At 42.4% G+C, this 16,012-nt stretch carries 17 protein-coding genes and 1 pseudogene; 8 read left to right on the top strand and 10 right to left on the bottom strand.

Going from position 1 to position 16,012, the window contains the following annotated elements:
- Positions 1–389 precede the first annotated feature (389 nt).
- The gene (locus VCA1004_RS03345; protein WP_086984622.1) at positions 390–992 is read left to right on the top strand and encodes a YitT family protein; all 603 of its coding nucleotides are present in this window, start codon (positions 390–392) and stop codon (positions 990–992) included.
- A 17-nt stretch (positions 993–1,009) separates the two neighbouring features.
- On the opposite strand, the gene VCA1004_RS03340 is transcribed toward VCA1004_RS03345, so the two are convergent.
- From VCA1004_RS03340 to gmhB, 7 genes are all read right to left on the bottom strand, one after another.
- Complete coding sequence (locus VCA1004_RS03340; protein ID WP_086982522.1) at positions 1,010–1,408, bottom strand: MliC family protein; 399 nt, start codon at positions 1,406–1,408, stop codon at positions 1,010–1,012.
- A gap of 12 nt (positions 1,409–1,420) precedes the next feature.
- Positions 1,421–2,470: an ABC transporter ATP-binding protein gene (locus VCA1004_RS03335; protein ID WP_086982520.1), complete on the bottom strand. Its 1,050-nt coding sequence runs from the start codon at positions 2,468–2,470 to the stop codon at positions 1,421–1,423.
- Positions 2,467–3,492, bottom strand: coding sequence for an ABC transporter ATP-binding protein (locus tag VCA1004_RS03330; RefSeq protein ID WP_086982518.1), 1,026 nt, complete (start codon positions 3,490–3,492; stop codon positions 2,467–2,469). Before VCA1004_RS03330 ends, VCA1004_RS03335 begins: the two co-directional genes overlap by 4 nt.
- Before the next feature lie 233 nt (positions 3,493–3,725).
- Entirely contained in the window at positions 3,726–5,609 is a 1,884-nt protein-coding gene (locus tag VCA1004_RS03325) for an extracellular solute-binding protein (protein ID WP_086982515.1), read from the bottom strand.
- 46 nt (positions 5,610–5,655) lie between these two features.
- Positions 5,656–6,702, bottom strand: a complete 1,047-nt coding sequence (locus tag VCA1004_RS03320; RefSeq protein WP_086982513.1) for an ABC transporter permease — start codon at positions 6,700–6,702, stop codon at positions 5,656–5,658.
- Position 6,703: 1 nt separating this feature from the next.
- On the bottom strand, positions 6,704–7,732 hold the full coding sequence (locus VCA1004_RS03315; RefSeq protein ID WP_086982512.1) for an ABC transporter permease subunit: 1,029 nt from the start codon (positions 7,730–7,732) through the stop codon (positions 6,704–6,706).
- Positions 7,733–8,254: 522 nt separating this feature from the next.
- Complete coding sequence (gene gmhB / locus VCA1004_RS03310; RefSeq protein ID WP_086984621.1) at positions 8,255–8,812, bottom strand: D-glycero-beta-D-manno-heptose 1,7-bisphosphate 7-phosphatase; 558 nt, start codon at positions 8,810–8,812, stop codon at positions 8,255–8,257.
- 581 nt (positions 8,813–9,393) lie between these two features.
- Between gmhB and metN the strand changes: the two genes are divergently transcribed.
- From metN to metQ, 3 genes are all read left to right on the top strand, one after another.
- On the top strand, positions 9,394–10,428 hold the full coding sequence (metN, locus tag VCA1004_RS03305; protein ID WP_086982510.1) for a methionine ABC transporter ATP-binding protein MetN: 1,035 nt from the start codon (positions 9,394–9,396) through the stop codon (positions 10,426–10,428).
- Positions 10,418–11,101 carry a methionine ABC transporter permease gene (locus tag VCA1004_RS03300; RefSeq protein WP_086982508.1) on the top strand — a complete coding sequence of 228 codons (684 nt, stop codon included), beginning with the start codon at positions 10,418–10,420 and terminating at the stop codon, positions 11,099–11,101. The genes metN and VCA1004_RS03300 overlap by 11 nt, the downstream gene beginning before the upstream one ends.
- Before the next feature lie 174 nt (positions 11,102–11,275).
- Complete coding sequence (gene metQ / locus VCA1004_RS03295) at positions 11,276–12,073, top strand: methionine ABC transporter substrate-binding lipoprotein MetQ (RefSeq protein ID WP_086982506.1); 798 nt, start codon at positions 11,276–11,278, stop codon at positions 12,071–12,073.
- 111 nt (positions 12,074–12,184) lie between these two features.
- On the opposite strand, the gene ykgO is transcribed toward metQ, so the two are convergent.
- Together ykgO and VCA1004_RS03285 are read right to left on the bottom strand one after the other, a co-directional pair.
- The gene (ykgO, locus tag VCA1004_RS03290) at positions 12,185–12,310 is read right to left on the bottom strand and encodes a type B 50S ribosomal protein L36 (RefSeq protein ID WP_086982504.1); all 126 of its coding nucleotides are present in this window, start codon (positions 12,308–12,310) and stop codon (positions 12,185–12,187) included.
- Positions 12,311–12,571: a type B 50S ribosomal protein L31 gene (locus tag VCA1004_RS03285; protein ID WP_086982502.1), complete on the bottom strand. Its 261-nt coding sequence runs from the start codon at positions 12,569–12,571 to the stop codon at positions 12,311–12,313.
- A gap of 160 nt (positions 12,572–12,731) precedes the next feature.
- On the opposite strand from VCA1004_RS03285, the gene tsaA reads away from it, so the two are divergent.
- The 4 genes from tsaA (at position 12,732) to VCA1004_RS03265 (ending at position 15,889) form a co-directional block, all read left to right on the top strand.
- Entirely contained in the window at positions 12,732–13,463 is a 732-nt protein-coding gene (gene tsaA / locus VCA1004_RS03280; RefSeq protein WP_164520862.1) for a tRNA (N6-threonylcarbamoyladenosine(37)-N6)-methyltransferase TrmO, read from the top strand.
- 101 nt (positions 13,464–13,564) lie between these two features.
- Positions 13,565–15,280 (top strand): proline--tRNA ligase, encoded by a 1,716-nt coding sequence (locus tag VCA1004_RS03275; protein WP_086982500.1) that lies wholly within the window; start codon positions 13,565–13,567, stop codon positions 15,278–15,280.
- A gap of 168 nt (positions 15,281–15,448) precedes the next feature.
- Positions 15,449–15,652 (top strand): YaeP family protein, encoded by a 204-nt coding sequence (locus tag VCA1004_RS03270; protein WP_086982498.1) that lies wholly within the window; start codon positions 15,449–15,451, stop codon positions 15,650–15,652.
- Positions 15,653–15,700: 48 nt separating this feature from the next.
- Positions 15,701–15,889, top strand: a complete 189-nt coding sequence (locus VCA1004_RS03265) for a DUF4250 domain-containing protein (protein WP_086982496.1) — start codon at positions 15,701–15,703, stop codon at positions 15,887–15,889.
- A 24-nt stretch (positions 15,890–15,913) separates the two neighbouring features.
- Here the strand turns inward: VCA1004_RS03265 and VCA1004_RS15350 are convergent.
- Positions 15,914–15,988: pseudogene (locus VCA1004_RS15350) on the bottom strand (hypothetical protein); the annotation flags it as partial.
- Between the last annotated feature and the right edge of the window lie 24 nt (positions 15,989–16,012).

The following is a 16,012-nucleotide window of genomic DNA, read 5'->3' as shown; positions in this document are numbered from 1 at the left end:
ATTAGTGTGATTGGTACTAATCAATAATTCCTAAATAAACCAAAAGGTCATAAAACGATAAAATTCTTAAAAAACTGGTCCAACGACTAAAAGCAAACGTTTTCGTCACTCATTTAGATGGCGGTATTCTACCTAATTTGCTTCACGTCAGAAAGTAGCAATCTGCATTTTCTGCATGCAAAAGTATCACGATTAAGATGAAAAAAAATAATACAAGGCTGAATAAGTGCAGATTTATTGATTTGAGTGTAAAAACCAACAACGCGATTTTACAAGTTCGTAAACATTAAAATACAAGCCGTTTACCTTGATATTCACCTCTAAGTATCAAAAGTACTCTTTTTTGATTACTGTTTTAACTCTTTATGGATAAAAAGATTGAAACTGTGATGGAAAAACATACACCCAAAGAAGATATAGTCGCCTTAATGGTCGGCAGTTTTATTGTGGCGCTTGGCGTTTATTTCTTATCTTCCGCTCAACTGATTACTGGTGGCACTGCCGGGCTCTCTCTGTTACTGAGCCAACTCACTCCATTTAGCTTTGGTAGCTTGTACTTTGTCATTAATCTGCCATTTTATGCTCTGGCTTGGCTACGCTTTGGTAAAGCCTTTGCTATCAATAGCTTAATTGCTGGCAGCTTGGTGGCCGTCTTTGCCGATCACATGCATTATGTCATTCAAGTAAATCATATTGATGCCATTTTCAGTGCCGTGGCCGGAGGGCTACTGATTGGCATCGGTATGCTGATTTTATTTCGCCATCGTTCGAGTTTGGGTGGTTTTAACGTCATGTGTTTACTGATTCAAGATAAAACCGGCATTTCCGTGGGCAAAACGCAAATGGTTTTGGATTGTACGATTGTCATCGCATCATTATTTTTTGTTTCACCTTGGCTCATCGGCTTATCGGTTGTTGGTGCTATTATGCTCAATATTACCTTAGCCATGAATCATAAACCGACGCGATATACGGTGACCTACCCTAAATAGCCATTAACCTAGACAAACTACTTCACTAAGTAACAGTCGTTAAACGTTTCGTGGTTAAAGGTAATCATGGCGCTGTCGCCCTTACCCCAGAACTCTTGCATGCCATCGACTGAAGCGTATTTGGCCCCCGAAGCGGATTTCACTCTCACCAAAGGATAAGAACCTGAACGCTCAACTAAAGTGGCGTTCTCGTTATCTTTTCCAGAATATTCAATCAAAAATGGGATTTCGAACTGAGCTTGATAGTCGCTATCTGATTGGGCAACTCGGCATTTGTAAGCAAAGCTAGTCACAGGAACGCCATCCACTGAGGTAGTCGTGGTCACAGGTTCCGTAATCGGGGCATCATTAACTACGGTACAACCCGATAATAATGCAATAGACAAAGTGGTAAATAAGAATGGCTTACTTAACATGAATTGGCCTCTTTAATCATTTTCTTTAATGGTGTTGGGTTCATTATAGAGAAAACACGATACTTGATGGTGATTGTGCTCTAAATAAGGTCGAAGTTCTGGTGCTGTGCTCGCACATTTCGGCATCACTTTAGGACAACGGGAAGCGAAATGACAACCTGTTGGCCGCTCTATCGGTGAAGGAATATCCCCTTGTAATAAGATTCGCTCTCCAATGCCTTGTTCTTTTTGGCGTAAAGTAACATCTCGATATTTAGGATGAGTAATCGGAATCGCTGACAACAAAGATTGAGTATAAGGATGCTGAGGAGATTGATACACCTGCTGCGCTTCACCATATTCAACAATTTTCCCTAAATACATCACCGCAATTTTATCGGATATGTGACGTATTACCGATAAGTCATGGGCAATAAAAATCAACGTCAGTTCCATTTCTTGCTGCAGCTTCATTAATAAATTTAAAATTTGCGCTTGTACTGACACATCCAATGCCGACACTGATTCATCACACACCACCAGCTTAGGCTTTAAAGCAATCGCCCGCGCGATACCTATCCGCTGTTTTTGTCCGCCTGAAAATTCGTGTGGGTAACGTTGAGCCGCTTCAGGAGTGAGCCCGACTTTAACTAATAATTCGCTCACCCATTGTTGTCTTTGCTGCTCGGTTCCTAAACGGTGAATCACAAACGGTTCTTGTAAAATCATCCCAATGGTATGGCGTGGGTTTAATGATTCCGTTGGGTCTTGAAACACCATCTGCATTTCCTGGCGTAAGTGGCGCATCGCTTTATGATCAAGCTGACAAATATCTTGGCCTTCAAAAAAAACTTGCCCAGCTGTCGGCTCATACAAACGTAATAAACTACGGCCTAAGGTGCTTTTACCACACCCTGATTCACCGACGATGCCTAAGGTCTCTCCTTTTTTAATACTGAGTGACACATCATCGACCGCATGCACGGTATAGCCTTTTTTGAAAATACCTTTACCAGAATGAAAATATTGTTTGAGGTTTTTGATTTCCAATAAGTCGGTTGTCTTTAACGGTACTTGCTTCATAAATGCTCCTTAGACATACCGCGCGGCCTCAATTGTGACCAATAATGACAACTCACTTGATGATCGTGTGATTTATTTTTTAATGTGGGGCTCTGCTGCAAACAGTGTTCTTGTTGATATGGGCAGCGGGAGGCAAAACGGCAGCCACTTGGCATCGAGGATAAATGAGGAACTGAGCCCTCAATCGTGGGGAGTTCCGATTTAGGTTCCGATTGTTGATTGGGCATCGACGCCAATAAACCTTGGGTATAAGGATGAGTTGGAAAATCGAATAATGAAAACACCTCTGCTTGTTCCACCACTTTCCCAGCATACATCACCACCACTTGATCGCACATTTCCGCTACCACACCTAAATCGTGGGTGATAAAAATAATCGACATCCCGGTTTCTTGCTGCAACGATTTCATTAAATCTAAAATTTGTGCCTGTACAGTGACATCCAGCGCCGTGGTCGGTTCATCACAAATCAACACATCCGGTTTACAAGCCAATGCAATCGCGATCATCACTCGTTGACGCATGCCACCTGACAATTGGTGAGGAAATTCTAACATCCGTTGTTTCGCCGATGGGATCCCGACTTTTTCCAACATCTCCAACGCCTGTGTATAACGCTGTTTTTTATTTAATTGCGGCTGATGCAGCTGATACACCTCCATCAATTGTTTACCAATGGTATGCACCGGATTAAGCGCGGTCATGGGATCTTGAAAAATCATCGAAATCGCATTACCACGCATTTGATAAAGTTGTTTTGCCGGTAAACGAGCTAAATCAACCACCTTATCTTGATAGCGATACTCAATGTGACCAGATACCACCTGACCAAAAGGTTTTGGCAATAACCCCATAATCGACATTGCGGTAACGCTTTTACCGCATCCTGACTCACCGACTAACCCAATGGTTTTGCCTTTAGGGACATGAAAAGTCACCCCATCGAGTACCCTCACCACCCCATCATCAGTGGTAAATTCAGTACATAAATCAGTGATGGTTAAAACAGGGTTTTGGGTCATTGGGTTTCCGTTAATTCAATTTTTCGGTTCTCGTTACTCGGCCGCTGCGCTTATCGTGGATCGAAAAAGATAAAAGCGAATGACCGAAAAACGAGCAGTGAAACGACCGAGACTCGAGCTACGAAACCGCTTTTCGGCTCTCGAGCGGAGCGTCCCCGCAACTCGGCTGTTGCTTTTGCTTTTTGCTTTTCCTAGAAACTAGCAACTAGTCACTCGAAGCGTAGCGCCCTCTTTTACCTATACGTCTCATCTTTTATTGTCATAGGCTCAAACGCTTTACCCGACTTCATCGCATCCAGCGTTTCTTTTTTGACTTCTTGATCAATCCAGAATGTCCCATAAGCGCCCATAAACCCAGCAGGATAAAATAGAAACTCGGATTGCTTAGTACCTAATGCCTTAGGCAACTTCATCCAGCGCCAATAACCTTCACGAGTATAAGGCACCATGTAACCAGGAATGATCACTTTCGCTTCATCAATCAGGCTCTGAATTTGACGCGACAATTGATGTTTTTTTTCTAAATCGAATTCATTGCGATAATCTTCAATCAGGCTCTCTAACTGCGGCGTAGTATAATTGGTAAAGTTATTATTTTGTGGCTTGTTAGCAAAGTCAGCAGAGAAGTACTGCCAATACACAGGAATGCGTGAAGCCGACATATCATGAAAAGATAATTGATGTTTTTTCTCCAGCACATATTTGAACATGCTCGAACCATCAATCAAATTTAAGCTTAAATCTAACCCAGCTAATTTCGCTTGCTCACGTAAATAAGCGATTCGCGGAGTATGGGCAGGGGTGGCATAAGTAATGGCAAAGCTTAAGCGTTGACCTTTGCCATTGTGACGAATGCCATCTGGACCGATGTGAGTAAACCCAGCTTGTTCAAAATAAGACACCGCCAATTTAGGATCGAACGTCGGCGCTTGAATGTTTGTGTCATCATACTCACCATGCCCCATCCCCATGGGATTAGACTTGCGCACATAATCGTTACGCAGAGTCTTTTCAATCATGCCGTCATAGTCCATGGCATGCATTAACCCTTGACGTACATTGATGTCATCCAAGAGCGGCATCGCTGTGTTAATCCATAGACCACCAGCGCCTATTGGTGCTTGGTTAAATACCCACGCTTTGTGGATATAACCTTTATCGAACAATTCTCCCGTTGCTTTATCGTGCCAAAGCGTTGGGCGAACCAATGGAAAAGAATCTAACTGACCTTTTTCAAAATACTTAAATGCGATATCCGGATCGCGAATGACTTTGATGCTAATGCGATCAACATTGAATCGGTATTGATAATACTTATTGCTGTAGCCCCACCAATCTTTAACATGCTTGAAAGTGACCGCTTTCCCTTTATCAATATCATCAATGTAATACGGGCCAACGGTTGGCTCAGGCTTAAAGTTATAACGACGCACGAAATCATCGGCAATGCCGTCACCATTCTCATCTTTTTTGGGATTAGCATAAAAATGGGCAGGAATAGGTGCAAGGTTAACGTAGTCCATCAGTTCATCGGCATTGCGAGGTTTGCCCGATACCACTGCAATGGTGTGCGGATCGTAGACAATGATATCGCTCACTTCATTGGTGTAAAAATCGTTATACCAAGGAGCAACAATGTCTTTAGAGCGCATCATTTGTAGCACAAATTTGAAATCATCAGCGGTGACTGGCTGACCATCACTCCACTTCGCTTTGGGATCAAGCTTAAAATAAACGGTTTTATGATCATCACCAAATGCCCAAGAGATCGCAATCGACGGCAACCAATTATCGGTATTAGGATGTCTATCAAGTAGTGCCATGGTCGAGCGAGTCCAAGCGGCAAAACCCCCATTGGCATCCGGGCCAACCGTGCGAAAGGTTTGTGGAAAACTATCGATATAGGTGTGATAGATGCCACCGTATTTTGCATCGGGTGACGCAAAAATAGGATCACTTTCATTGGTTTGCCATTGTAAGTTTGTTGGCAAACTCTCTGCATGGCTCAAGGTTGAGTAACTCAAAGAAGAGAACAGCGCCAAGCAAAGGGAAACACCCACTGCAACCTGAGCGGTTAACCTCGAGCTCGATACACTATTTAATAATCTTTTTGTCATTGATAGATATTCCTTACTGTTTTTTTAATCCCTAATGAAACAGGCTTTATGTGTATTGAGTAAACCGCTTAGGATCAAAGGCTTCTCGAATGGCCTCTCCAATAAAGGTCACCATCACCAAGACCGCCACAATCGCACTCACCACAGAAACGGCAATCCAAGGTGCATCTAAATTCGATTTTCCTTGTTGTAATAACTCTCCCCAACTTGGCGTAGGCGGCATCAAACCCAAGCCTAAATAATCCAGCGCGGTCAGCGCCGTAATATTGGCCACAATAGTAAAGGGCGCTAAAGTCACGATCATCACCATGGTATTCGGTAAAATGTGGTGAAACAAAATCCGCCAATTCGACGCGCCTAAAGCTTTAGCGGCTAAAGTGTATTCTCGAGCTTTTTCTTTATAAGTCATGGTGCGCATATACCAAGTCATGCCCATCCAACCAAACAATACATTAATGAAAGTAAACAACATAAAGCTAGGTTGCATGATGGAGACTAAAATCATGATCACATATAAAAATGGCACCATTGACCAAATTTCAATAAAACGCTGAAAGAAGAGATCAAACTTACCGCCCCAAAAGCCCATCACACAACCGACCGTGACGCCAATTGCATAAGAAATTGCCATTGTCAGTAATGCAAAGCCCATCGCAATACGAAAGCCATACAATAAACGCGCCAAAATATCGCGCCCAATGGTGTCTGTGCCTAAATAATGCTGATGGTCAATACTTGGGGCAGCCGGTGGAAAATCACTATCAAAATCTTGCTCATAAGGATTCCAAGGCACCAATGGCATCAAGACAAACCCTTCGGGATCTTTTTCTTGGATAAGCGTTTGCAGGTGGCGATAATTGGTTTCCGATGGGTAACCTAAATCAAATTGCGTCCCTGGGATCACATCCGCGTAAGTTGGAAAAAACCACTCTCCTTGATATTTCACCACCAAGGCACGGCTATTGACCAAAAGCTCCGCCAATAAGGCGAGCACAAATAATAAGCTCAAAACCATTAATGACCAGTAGCCGCGTTTGATCGCTTTAAAGCGTTTCAGTTTTTTTTGAGTTAACGGATTAGACAATAAGCGCATCTTAAGCTCCAAACTTAATCCGAGGATCGACTATCGCCACACAGATATCCGACAAAATATTGCCAATCAACAGCATAAGCGCATTAATCGCAAACAGCCCCATCACCACCGGATAATCACGCTCCATAATGGATTCATAACCTAATAGACCAATACCGTTGATATTAAAAATCACTTCAATCAAAAATGAACCGGTCATAAAAAACATCAACGAATTTCCAAATGAACTGGCCACTGGGATCAAACTATTTCGCAGAGCATGGCGCTTGATCGCTTGTTTAAAAGGTAACCCTTTAGCGATTGCCGTACGCACATAATCGGCGGCCAAGTTTTCCATTAAATTGTTTTTCATGGTCATGGTGAGCAGCGCAAAATCGCCAATCAAATAACAAAACAGAGGTAACACGGCATGCCATAACAGATCTTTTATTTGTTGTGGAAAACTGAAGTAATCAAAGTCATCGCTGACAAAGCCGCCCATCGGAAACCATTCCAAATGAAAACTAAATAAACTGAGCAGCAATACCCCTATGACATAACCGGGTAACGCAAAACCGACAAAAATGAAGATGGAACTGGCAGCATCTAACACACTGCCATGGCGTAAGGCTTTAAAATAACCAAGAGGAATCGAGATAAGGTAGCTAATGAGAAAGGTCATGCCACCATAAAAAAGGGACACCGGCAGTCGCTCAGCAATCATCTCACTGACAGGCTCATAATAACGGGTCGACTCACCAAGATCTAAATGGAGTAACTTAGTTAACCATTGCCAGTAGGCTTGCGGGATAGGTTGATCTAACCCATAAAATTCATTGAGTTCGGCAATTTGGTCTTCAGATAAGGCATTATTCCCACCATGTGTCGTGCTAGTGGCAACCGCAGTATCGCCTTGCTGCATTTGTAAACTCAGCAACATCCGCTCTACCGGCCCACCGGGAACAAACCGTGTTAAGGTAAAAATGAGTAATGTGATACCAATAAAAGTCGGAATGACTAACAGTAATCGCCTAAAAATATACGCTAGCATCCAATCCAGCCTGTGTTCATAACTCTCTCATCCTTTTGTCAGCTCATCTGGCACTGAAACAGCGACACCCACCTTCAGCCCCAGTGACGTCAATGGGGGTAATCTTATACTAATCTCTCTCATTCGATGGTCCAAAATTGCGTATCGAACTTTTTAACAAGCAAGGATAATCAGATAAATGAGTACGCTTGATATTACAATCTATCTCACTGTAAAAATGATACTTAATTGATTGTAAGGCGAATAAACCAGATGTGCTAGCGCTTGTCTTAATCGGTTAGCAGTAAAGATGAGTTTGCTCTAAAAATAGCATTTGCTTTAAAAGTAGCATTTGCTTTAAAAGTAGCATTTGCTTTAAAAATAACAAAGGCCGCATCAGCGACCTTAACTATTACACAGTATGTTATTGATTTAACCTCAGTTGCGGATAACTAAAAGCCACTCAATACCGCACTTTGGACGTCTAACATTTTTAAAATCAACGCTATAGGCTAGATCTTCAGTTGAGGTTAATTAGCGGTATTATTTACGCTCAGCTAAGTATTTAGGCGCATCATTGATGCTATCGAGGACCACATCGGCTAATTGCTCCGCCTCTTGCGTTACCGTCTTGCCACTGCGCACTAAAATTTTCGTGTTCACGCCGGCTGCCATCGCCGCTCGCATATCATCCGCTTTGTCACCGATCATGACCGACTTGCTCATATCGATATCTAATTCTTCTTGAGCAGAAACAAACATACCCGCGGCAGGTTTTCGACAATCGCACACCTGCGCGTATTTTGTCACTGAGCCTTCTGGGTGATGAGGACAATAATAAAGACCATCAAACTCCACACCTTTATCGACAAAATTCCAATCCATCCATTCAGTGAGCGTTAAAAACTGTTTCTCAGTGTAATAGCCACGAGCAATACCCGATTGATTAGTGACCAGAACCAATAAGTAGCCTAAATCTTTGAGTGCTTTGGTCGCTTCAAATACACCGTCAATATATTCAAAATCATCCACGTTGCTGACATAACCATGATCGACATTAATAACGCCATCACGATCGATAAAAACGGCTGGTTTAGACAAAATCACTCTCTCTCTTTAAGCTCAAACAAATATCCACTGGATCTGAGTAGTTCCAACGCCAATTATCGCACGCTTTGCTTAGTTGTTCATTAAGATTCCTCAGAGCCTAAGCTTTCTCTCCTCTATTCTAATCAATTACACCGATAATTCGCTCGATAACCCAAATGGTTGCCTCTTCATTTCATTAACCTCGCTTAATAATTAATTCCATTTAGACGTCTAGACGTAAAAATACCTATTGACTTGAGAAAGCGAAAACCATAGCATCATCTACTAAATCGCAATATCAATGCGTATTTTCACTAAATCAATATATGTTTTCACAAGGCATATGCGTTTTACTAAGCCAATGCTTTATTGAAAATAAAATGAGACCCCAAGTCACCTCAAGGAGCGAGTTTCAGCAAGAATAAAATACGTTTAAGTAAGTGAATTGAAATATGTATCACGCTTTGATCTCTTTTCAAGTTCACGCAATCTAAAACTTGTTTGCCTTGCCCTTTGGGAGCTTTATTTAGACCTTTATGTTATATATAGAGGCACTTGGGAACATGGAATGTATTACCCAGTCAGGTTGTTAAATGATTGAAATTAATCAAGTCAATAAAGTGTTTTATCAAGGCAGTAAAACAATCCCTGCCTTAATTGACATTAATCTTCATATTCCTCAAGGGGAAATCTTTGGCGTGATCGGCTCATCAGGGGCGGGTAAAAGTACCCTAATCCGCTGCGTGAATATGCTTGAAGCGCCCACGTCTGGTTCTGTCTTAGTCGATGGACTCGATCTTACTCAACTTTCTGCCAGCGAATTAAGTCAGGCTCGCCGTAATATCGGCATGATCTTCCAACACTTTAACCTCCTGTCTTCTCGAACCGTTTTTGATAATGTGGCACTTCCCTTAGAGCTGGCGAAGGTCAATAAATCTCAAATCGATCAGCGTGTAACCAAACTGCTCGCCTTAGTTGGTCTAGCTGACAAACGTGACACCTACCCTGCTAATTTAAGTGGTGGACAAAAACAACGTGTTGCGATTGCTCGTGCACTGGCCTCTGAGCCTAAAGTGCTACTTTGTGATGAAGCCACCAGCGCGCTCGACCCAGCAACCACTAAATCTATTTTAGAGCTACTCAAAACCATTAATAAGCAGCTTAATCTGACCATATTGATCATTACTCATGAAATGGATGTGGTGAAAAATATCTGTGACAAAGTTGCCATTATTGGTGGTGGCCGCTTAGTGGAACAAGGATTAGTCAGTGATATTTTCGCTCACCCGAAAACCGAATTGGCACAAGAATTTATTCGCTCAACCCTCGATTTATCTATTCCTGAAGATTACAAAGCGCGCCTACAAGCCAACCAAGTCGAAGGCTCAGTGCCATTAGTCCGCTTAGAGTTTACTGGTGATTCTATTGATATTCCGGCGGTGAGCCAGCTATCTCGCCAATTTAATGTCGATGTTAGTATTTTAAGTGCCGATATCGATTATGCCGGGGGCGTACGCTTCGGATTAATGGTGGCAGAATTTTTTGGCGACCAAGAACCCGTGACTCAATCACTCACTTTCCTAAAAGAACACAATATTAAAGTCGAGGTACTTGGCTATGTTTTATGATCACATCATGGATTGGTATTACGATCATCGCACCTTCCGTTTAATTTGGGGCGCAACATGGGAAACCTTGTATATGGTCGGTGTTGCGGGACTCATCGGCTTTATTATTGGTATACCTATGGGCGTGGTTTTACACGTGACCAAAAAACATGGTTTGTTAGAAAACCGAATCGTGAATACCGTATTAGGTGCCATTGTTAACATTGGTCGTTCCGTTCCCTTTTTAGTCTTAATGGTCGCTATCATTCCCTTTACGACCTTATTAATTGGCAAATTCATTGGCACAACCGCCGCCATCGTGCCTCTTACTGTTGGCGCAATTCCATTTATTGCTCGCTTAGTTGAAAGCGCTTTAGTTGAAGTGCCGAGTGGCTTAATTGAAGCAGCACAATCAATGGGAGCCAGCCCAATGCAAATTATCGCTAAAGTTTTGCTACCAGAAGCACTGCCTTCGATTGTTAATACTATTACCATCACTTTAGTGACACTGGTCAGCTACTCAGCCATGGCCGGTACTGTCGGCGGCGGTGGCCTAGGTGACGTAGCGATGCGTTATGGTTATCAACGTTATCAACCCGATATTATGTTTATCACTGTCGTACTCTTAGTGATCGTGGTACAAATCATTCAAATGGTGGGCGACCGAATTGCCAGCCGAGTGGATCATCGTTAAATATAAAAAACCAACACTATACCCAAGTCATTGACGTGGCTGTAAGACGATAAGTAAATGACCTCATAAGCAGAATACCTGCATACGATTGGGAGAAATGGACTTCATCAACAAAACCGCCGCAGTCAATACTCTGGGAATATTTACAAAGCATTTATACATGGAGATTAGTATATGAAATTGAAAAGCCTGATTAGTGCCGCCGCCGTTGCCACATCCTTACTGCTCACTGGTGCAGCGAATGCGGCAGAGAACACCATCAACGTCGGCGTGATCGCTGGCCCTGAAGCGCAAGTTGCCGAAGTTGCCGCGCAAGTTGCCAAAGAAAAATATAACCTTGACGTTAAATTAACCATTTTCTCTGATTACATTATTCCTAACGCCGCTTTGGACGATGGTTCTATTGATTTAAATGCTTTTCAACACTTGCCGTATCTTGATAAGCAAATTAAAGACCGTGGTTATAAACTAAAGCCTGTCGGCAATACGTTTGTTTATCCAATTGCAGGTTACTCCAAGAAAATCAAATCTCTTGATGAGTTGAAAAAAGGCGACAGCATCGCGATTCCAAACGATCCAACCAATGAAGGCCGTGCCCTACTGTTGCTTGAACAACAAGGGTTAATTAAGTTAGCAAAAGACGCAGGTCTTGAAGCAACACCACTTGATATCGTTGAAAACCCGAAGAAATTGGATTTTGTTGAGTTAGAAGCCCCACAACTTCCGAATGCGTTACAAGACGTGGCGATTGCGATCATCAATAACACCTTTGCCGCTCAAAATGGCTTAACTGTTGAGCAAAATGGCGTCTTTGTTGAAAGCAAAGAATCTCCATACGTTAACCTAATCGTAGCCCGTGAAGACAATGCCAACGACGAAAACGTACAGAACTTTGTTAAAGCCTACCAATCTGATGCAGTTTACCAAGAAGCCATGAAGCTGTTTAACGGCAGCGTAGTAAAAGGCTGGTAAGCTTCCATTCTTATCACTGAAAAAGTGTAGAAATAACAAGGGTGGAACTGTATTCCACCCTTATTTATACCCCTGACCCGTCCTAAATCAGGTACTCATTTCTATCACGCTTTATTTTTGCACAGCTTTAAATCTTGGATTCGCTTTACAGATCACATAAAGCCTTCCTTTCCTTTTGACGACTTGACAATCGGGATGGCGATTTTTCGCACTTTTCAGTGATTTTAATACTTTCATTTATTTATCCCCTGTTGAAAATTGAGCAAAGCGGCGATTAAAGTTTGCTACGCGACCTTCTTTTTGAATCACCATCTGCTTACCGGTATAGAAAGAATGGGAGAGAGAAGATACTTCAATCGTAAAGTACGGATACGTCTTGCCATCTTTCCATTCGATCGTCTGCTTGGTTTGTAGTGTTGACCCTATCAAAAAATATTCATCAACACTGGTGTCATGAAATACCACTGTACGGTATTCCGGGTGAATGCCTTTTTTCATACCAACCTCAAAGATATGTTATAACATAACAATTAATTTATCAGTAATGAGATTTGTTATCAATTTTAATCGTACTCATAAAGCACCTTGTGGTTGAAGAGTTTCTCAACTCCTTGAATAGAGGTATGATGTGGATAACGTCATCATCAGTAAAATCATCATGTCATTTGTTATTCAACCTATTGGTAAAATCCATTCCCCTTACAAAGAAAAATTTGCCGTACCAAGACAGCCGAGGCTTGCTCCCAGTGCCACAGCTCGTATTGAGTTATTAGGTGAGGCCAATTCGCCAGAATCGGTACGTGGTCTTGAGCAATTTAGCCATATTTGGCTGCTCTTTTTGTTTGATCAAAATTTATCGGCGGGTTGGAAACCGACGGTGCGACCACCGCGCTTAGGTGGCAATGAACGAATTGGGGTCTTTGCTTCTCGCGCCACTTTCCGTCCTAATGGCATTGGCATGTCGGCGGTGGAATTGAAAGGGATCACACAACAAGGCAATCAAACTTGGCTCGAACTGGGAAGTGTTGATTTGGTGGATGGAACCCCTATCATCGATATCAAACCCTATATCCCCTACTCTGACTCAATTCCTGACGCCAGCGGTGGTTTTGCAGAAGCGGCACCTGACAATTTACCGGTCATCTTTTCAACCCATGCTCAGTTAACCTTAAAAGAGCTGCCTGAACACAGCATGATTCAAGCGGTCATTGAACAAGTACTGGGACAAGACCCTCGTCCGGCTTATAAAAAAAACAAACCTGATAGCAAAGAATACGCCGTTCATTTATTCGACTTGAACGTTAAATTTACCGTTGTGGATGATAGCGCCAATCAAATAACCCCATTTAATCGCAATTTCATCCATGTAACCTCAATAGAACGCTTTTGAGATCTTGTCGGTACTGCTATTATTACGGGCTATATTGTCGCTTTATTCAAAAGCATGACAACAGATTCAATTAACTACTATACAGAAAAGCGGGTACAAAAATGCGCACCAGCAACTACCTTGTTTCTACCTTAAAAGAAACGCCAAACGATGCCGAAGTGATCAGCCACCAGCTGATGCTACGTGCAGGTATGATCCGTAAACTTGCGTCAGGCCTTTACACTTGGTTGCCGACAGGTTTACGTGTGTTCCGTAAAGTCGAAAATATTGTTCGTCAAGAAATCGACAACGCAGGTGCTGTAGAAACGTTAATGCCCGTGGTTCAACCGTTTGAGTTATGGGAAGAAACGGGTCGCTCTGAAAAAATGGGCCCTGAATTACTTCGCCTAACTGACCGTCACTCTCGTCCATTTGTCTTAAGCCCAACAGCCGAAGAAGTGATCACGAGCCTAGTTCGTAACGAAGTCAGTTCTTACAAACAACTGCCATTGAACCTATACCAAATCCAAACTAAATTCCGCGATGAGCGTCGCCCTCGTTTTGGTGTTATGCGTGCTCGTGAATTTTGCATGATGGATGCATACAGCTTTGATATTGATAAAGCCGGTTTAGAAAAATCTTACGAATCAATGCACGCCGCTTACTGTAAAGCATTTGATCGCATGGGCTTAGACTACCGTCCAGTATTAGCTGACACTGGCGCTATCGGTGGTAACGGTTCTCATGAATTCCACGTATTAGCTGAAAGCGGTGAAGATTTAATTGCCTTCTCAACTGAATCAGATTACGCCGCTAACATCGAAAAAGCGGAAGCGATTGAACTGAAACAAGCTGCGGATGCTCCAACTCAAGAAATGACCTTGGTTGATACGCCAAACGCAAAAACCATTGCAGAATTAGTTGAGCAACATGGCCTAGCGATTGAAAAAACCGTTAAGACGCTATTTGTTAAAGCCTCTGATGAAGTGGATGCGCCAATCGTGGCTCTTATCATCCGTGGTGATCACGAGCTAAATGAAATCAAAGCAGAGAAATTACCACAAGTTGCCGCTCCGTTAGAAATGGCGAACGAAGATGAAATTCGCGCTCTCATTGGTGCAGGGCCTGGCTCTCTTGGTCCTGTGGGTCTTGAACTACCGTTTATCGTGGATCGCAGCGTCGCGGTTATGAGTGACTTTGGTGCAGGTGCTAACGTTGATGGTAAACACTACTTTGGCATCAACTGGGGTCGTGATGTTGCACTTGGTCAAGTAGAAGACTTACGTAACGTCGTGGAAGGCGATCCTAGCCCATGTGGTAAAGGCACATTGATGCTAAAACGTGGTATCGAAGTCGGTCACATCTTCCAATTGGGCACCAACTACTCAGAGAAAATGAACTGTAACGTGCTTGGCCCAGATGGTAAGAGCGTTACTCTTGAAATGGGTTGTTACGGTATCGGTGTTTCTCGTGTTGTTGCGGCAGCAATTGAACAAAATAACGATGAATCAGGCATTATCTGGCCAGATGCGATTGCCCCATTCCAAGTAGCAATCGTGCCAATGAATATGCACAAATCTGAGCGTGTGAAAGAAGCAGCAGAAAAACTGTACGCTGAACTGACCGCCGCTGGCATCGAAGTACTATTTGATGATCGTAAAGAACGTCCAGGGGTAATGTTTAAAGATATCGAACTTATCGGTATTCCGCACACGGTTGTGATTGGCGATCGCAGCATGGACGAAGGTAACTTTGAATATAAAAACCGTCGCAACGGTGACAAAGTAGCCATCGCCATGGACAACATCATTGAGCACATTCAGTCTCAAATGAAATAAAACACAAAGGCGAGCTTAGGTTCGCCTTTCTTTTTTCATTATTATACCAATCACACTAATTACGCTGTTATCAGGCCTTGTAACCTTCAAAGATGAAAAGATAATTAGTACAAATGGTATTAAGTCCTTATTTTAAAATAATCACCTGAGATAAAGAGCAGGAATGAAATGAAAGTATATGATTGTTGTGAGTTGGTACGTGAACTTTATGCACAAATTGGTAGCGGCGACCAAGGCTACATCCCACAAGCGATTACCTGTGTGGTTAAGACCTTAAATGATATTGCTGCCGATCAATCACTTCCTATGCCAACCCGAGAAAAAGCAGCATTTGCAGCCGCCAATTTATTGATTTCTGATTTTGAAGATTAACCAAAATACGTTTTAAAAATAGATACGTCTTAAATAATAGGAGTCGTTATGGATTTAGCTAACTTTGAAAAAATGGATCCTATCATGCTTATGAGCATCGTTAATATGAAATTACGCGATGAATACGGGGATCTTGATAATCTAGTCAAAGCCTTTGATATAAACAAAGATGCATTAATTACAAAACTTTCTGCCGCTGGGTTTGATTACTTGACCGAAGCCAAACAGTTTCGATAAGCCTGCCCAGCATCGCTTATTCAACTAATCATTAAATGGGTTAATGTAAAACAATAAGCTCCCTCCTCGAAGTGAGCTTCCATAATTAAAATTGACACCAACTCCTCGGTGTCAATCCATTCG

It is taken from the genome of Vibrio aphrogenes, assembly GCF_002157735.2.
GTDB lineage: Bacteria > Pseudomonadota > Gammaproteobacteria > Enterobacterales > Vibrionaceae > Vibrio > Vibrio aphrogenes.
This window is presented reverse-complemented; position numbering and strand designations above follow the sequence as displayed.

Coding starts and splice junctions, on each gene's coding strand:
- VCA1004_RS03270 (WP_086982498.1), top strand. CDS start 15,449: ATGAAAGTATATGATTGTTGTGAGTTGGTACGTGAACTTTATGCACAA.
- VCA1004_RS03265 (WP_086982496.1), top strand. CDS start 15,701: ATGGATTTAGCTAACTTTGAAAAAATGGATCCTATCATGCTTATGAGC.
- metQ (WP_086982506.1), top strand. CDS start 11,276: ATGAAATTGAAAAGCCTGATTAGTGCCGCCGCCGTTGCCACATCCTTA.
- VCA1004_RS03330 (WP_086982518.1), bottom strand. CDS start 3,492: ATGACCCAAAACCCTGTTTTAACCATCACTGATTTATGTACTGAATTT.
- metN (WP_086982510.1), top strand. CDS start 9,394: ATGATTGAAATTAATCAAGTCAATAAAGTGTTTTATCAAGGCAGTAAA.
- tsaA (WP_164520862.1), top strand. CDS start 12,732: ATGTCATTTGTTATTCAACCTATTGGTAAAATCCATTCCCCTTACAAA.
- ykgO (WP_086982504.1), bottom strand. CDS start 12,310: ATGAAAGTATTAAAATCACTGAAAAGTGCGAAAAATCGCCATCCCGAT.
- VCA1004_RS03340 (WP_086982522.1), bottom strand. CDS start 1,408: ATGTTAAGTAAGCCATTCTTATTTACCACTTTGTCTATTGCATTATTA.
- VCA1004_RS03345 (WP_086984622.1), top strand. CDS start 390: ATGGAAAAACATACACCCAAAGAAGATATAGTCGCCTTAATGGTCGGC.
- VCA1004_RS03320 (WP_086982513.1), bottom strand. CDS start 6,702: ATGCGCTTATTGTCTAATCCGTTAACTCAAAAAAAACTGAAACGCTTT.
- VCA1004_RS03315 (WP_086982512.1), bottom strand. CDS start 7,732: ATGCTAGCGTATATTTTTAGGCGATTACTGTTAGTCATTCCGACTTTT.
- VCA1004_RS03285 (WP_086982502.1), bottom strand. CDS start 12,571: ATGAAAAAAGGCATTCACCCGGAATACCGTACAGTGGTATTTCATGAC.
- VCA1004_RS03275 (WP_086982500.1), top strand. CDS start 13,565: ATGCGCACCAGCAACTACCTTGTTTCTACCTTAAAAGAAACGCCAAAC.
- VCA1004_RS03335 (WP_086982520.1), bottom strand. CDS start 2,470: ATGAAGCAAGTACCGTTAAAGACAACCGACTTATTGGAAATCAAAAAC.
- VCA1004_RS03325 (WP_086982515.1), bottom strand. CDS start 5,609: ATGACAAAAAGATTATTAAATAGTGTATCGAGCTCGAGGTTAACCGCT.
- VCA1004_RS03300 (WP_086982508.1), top strand. CDS start 10,418: ATGTTTTATGATCACATCATGGATTGGTATTACGATCATCGCACCTTC.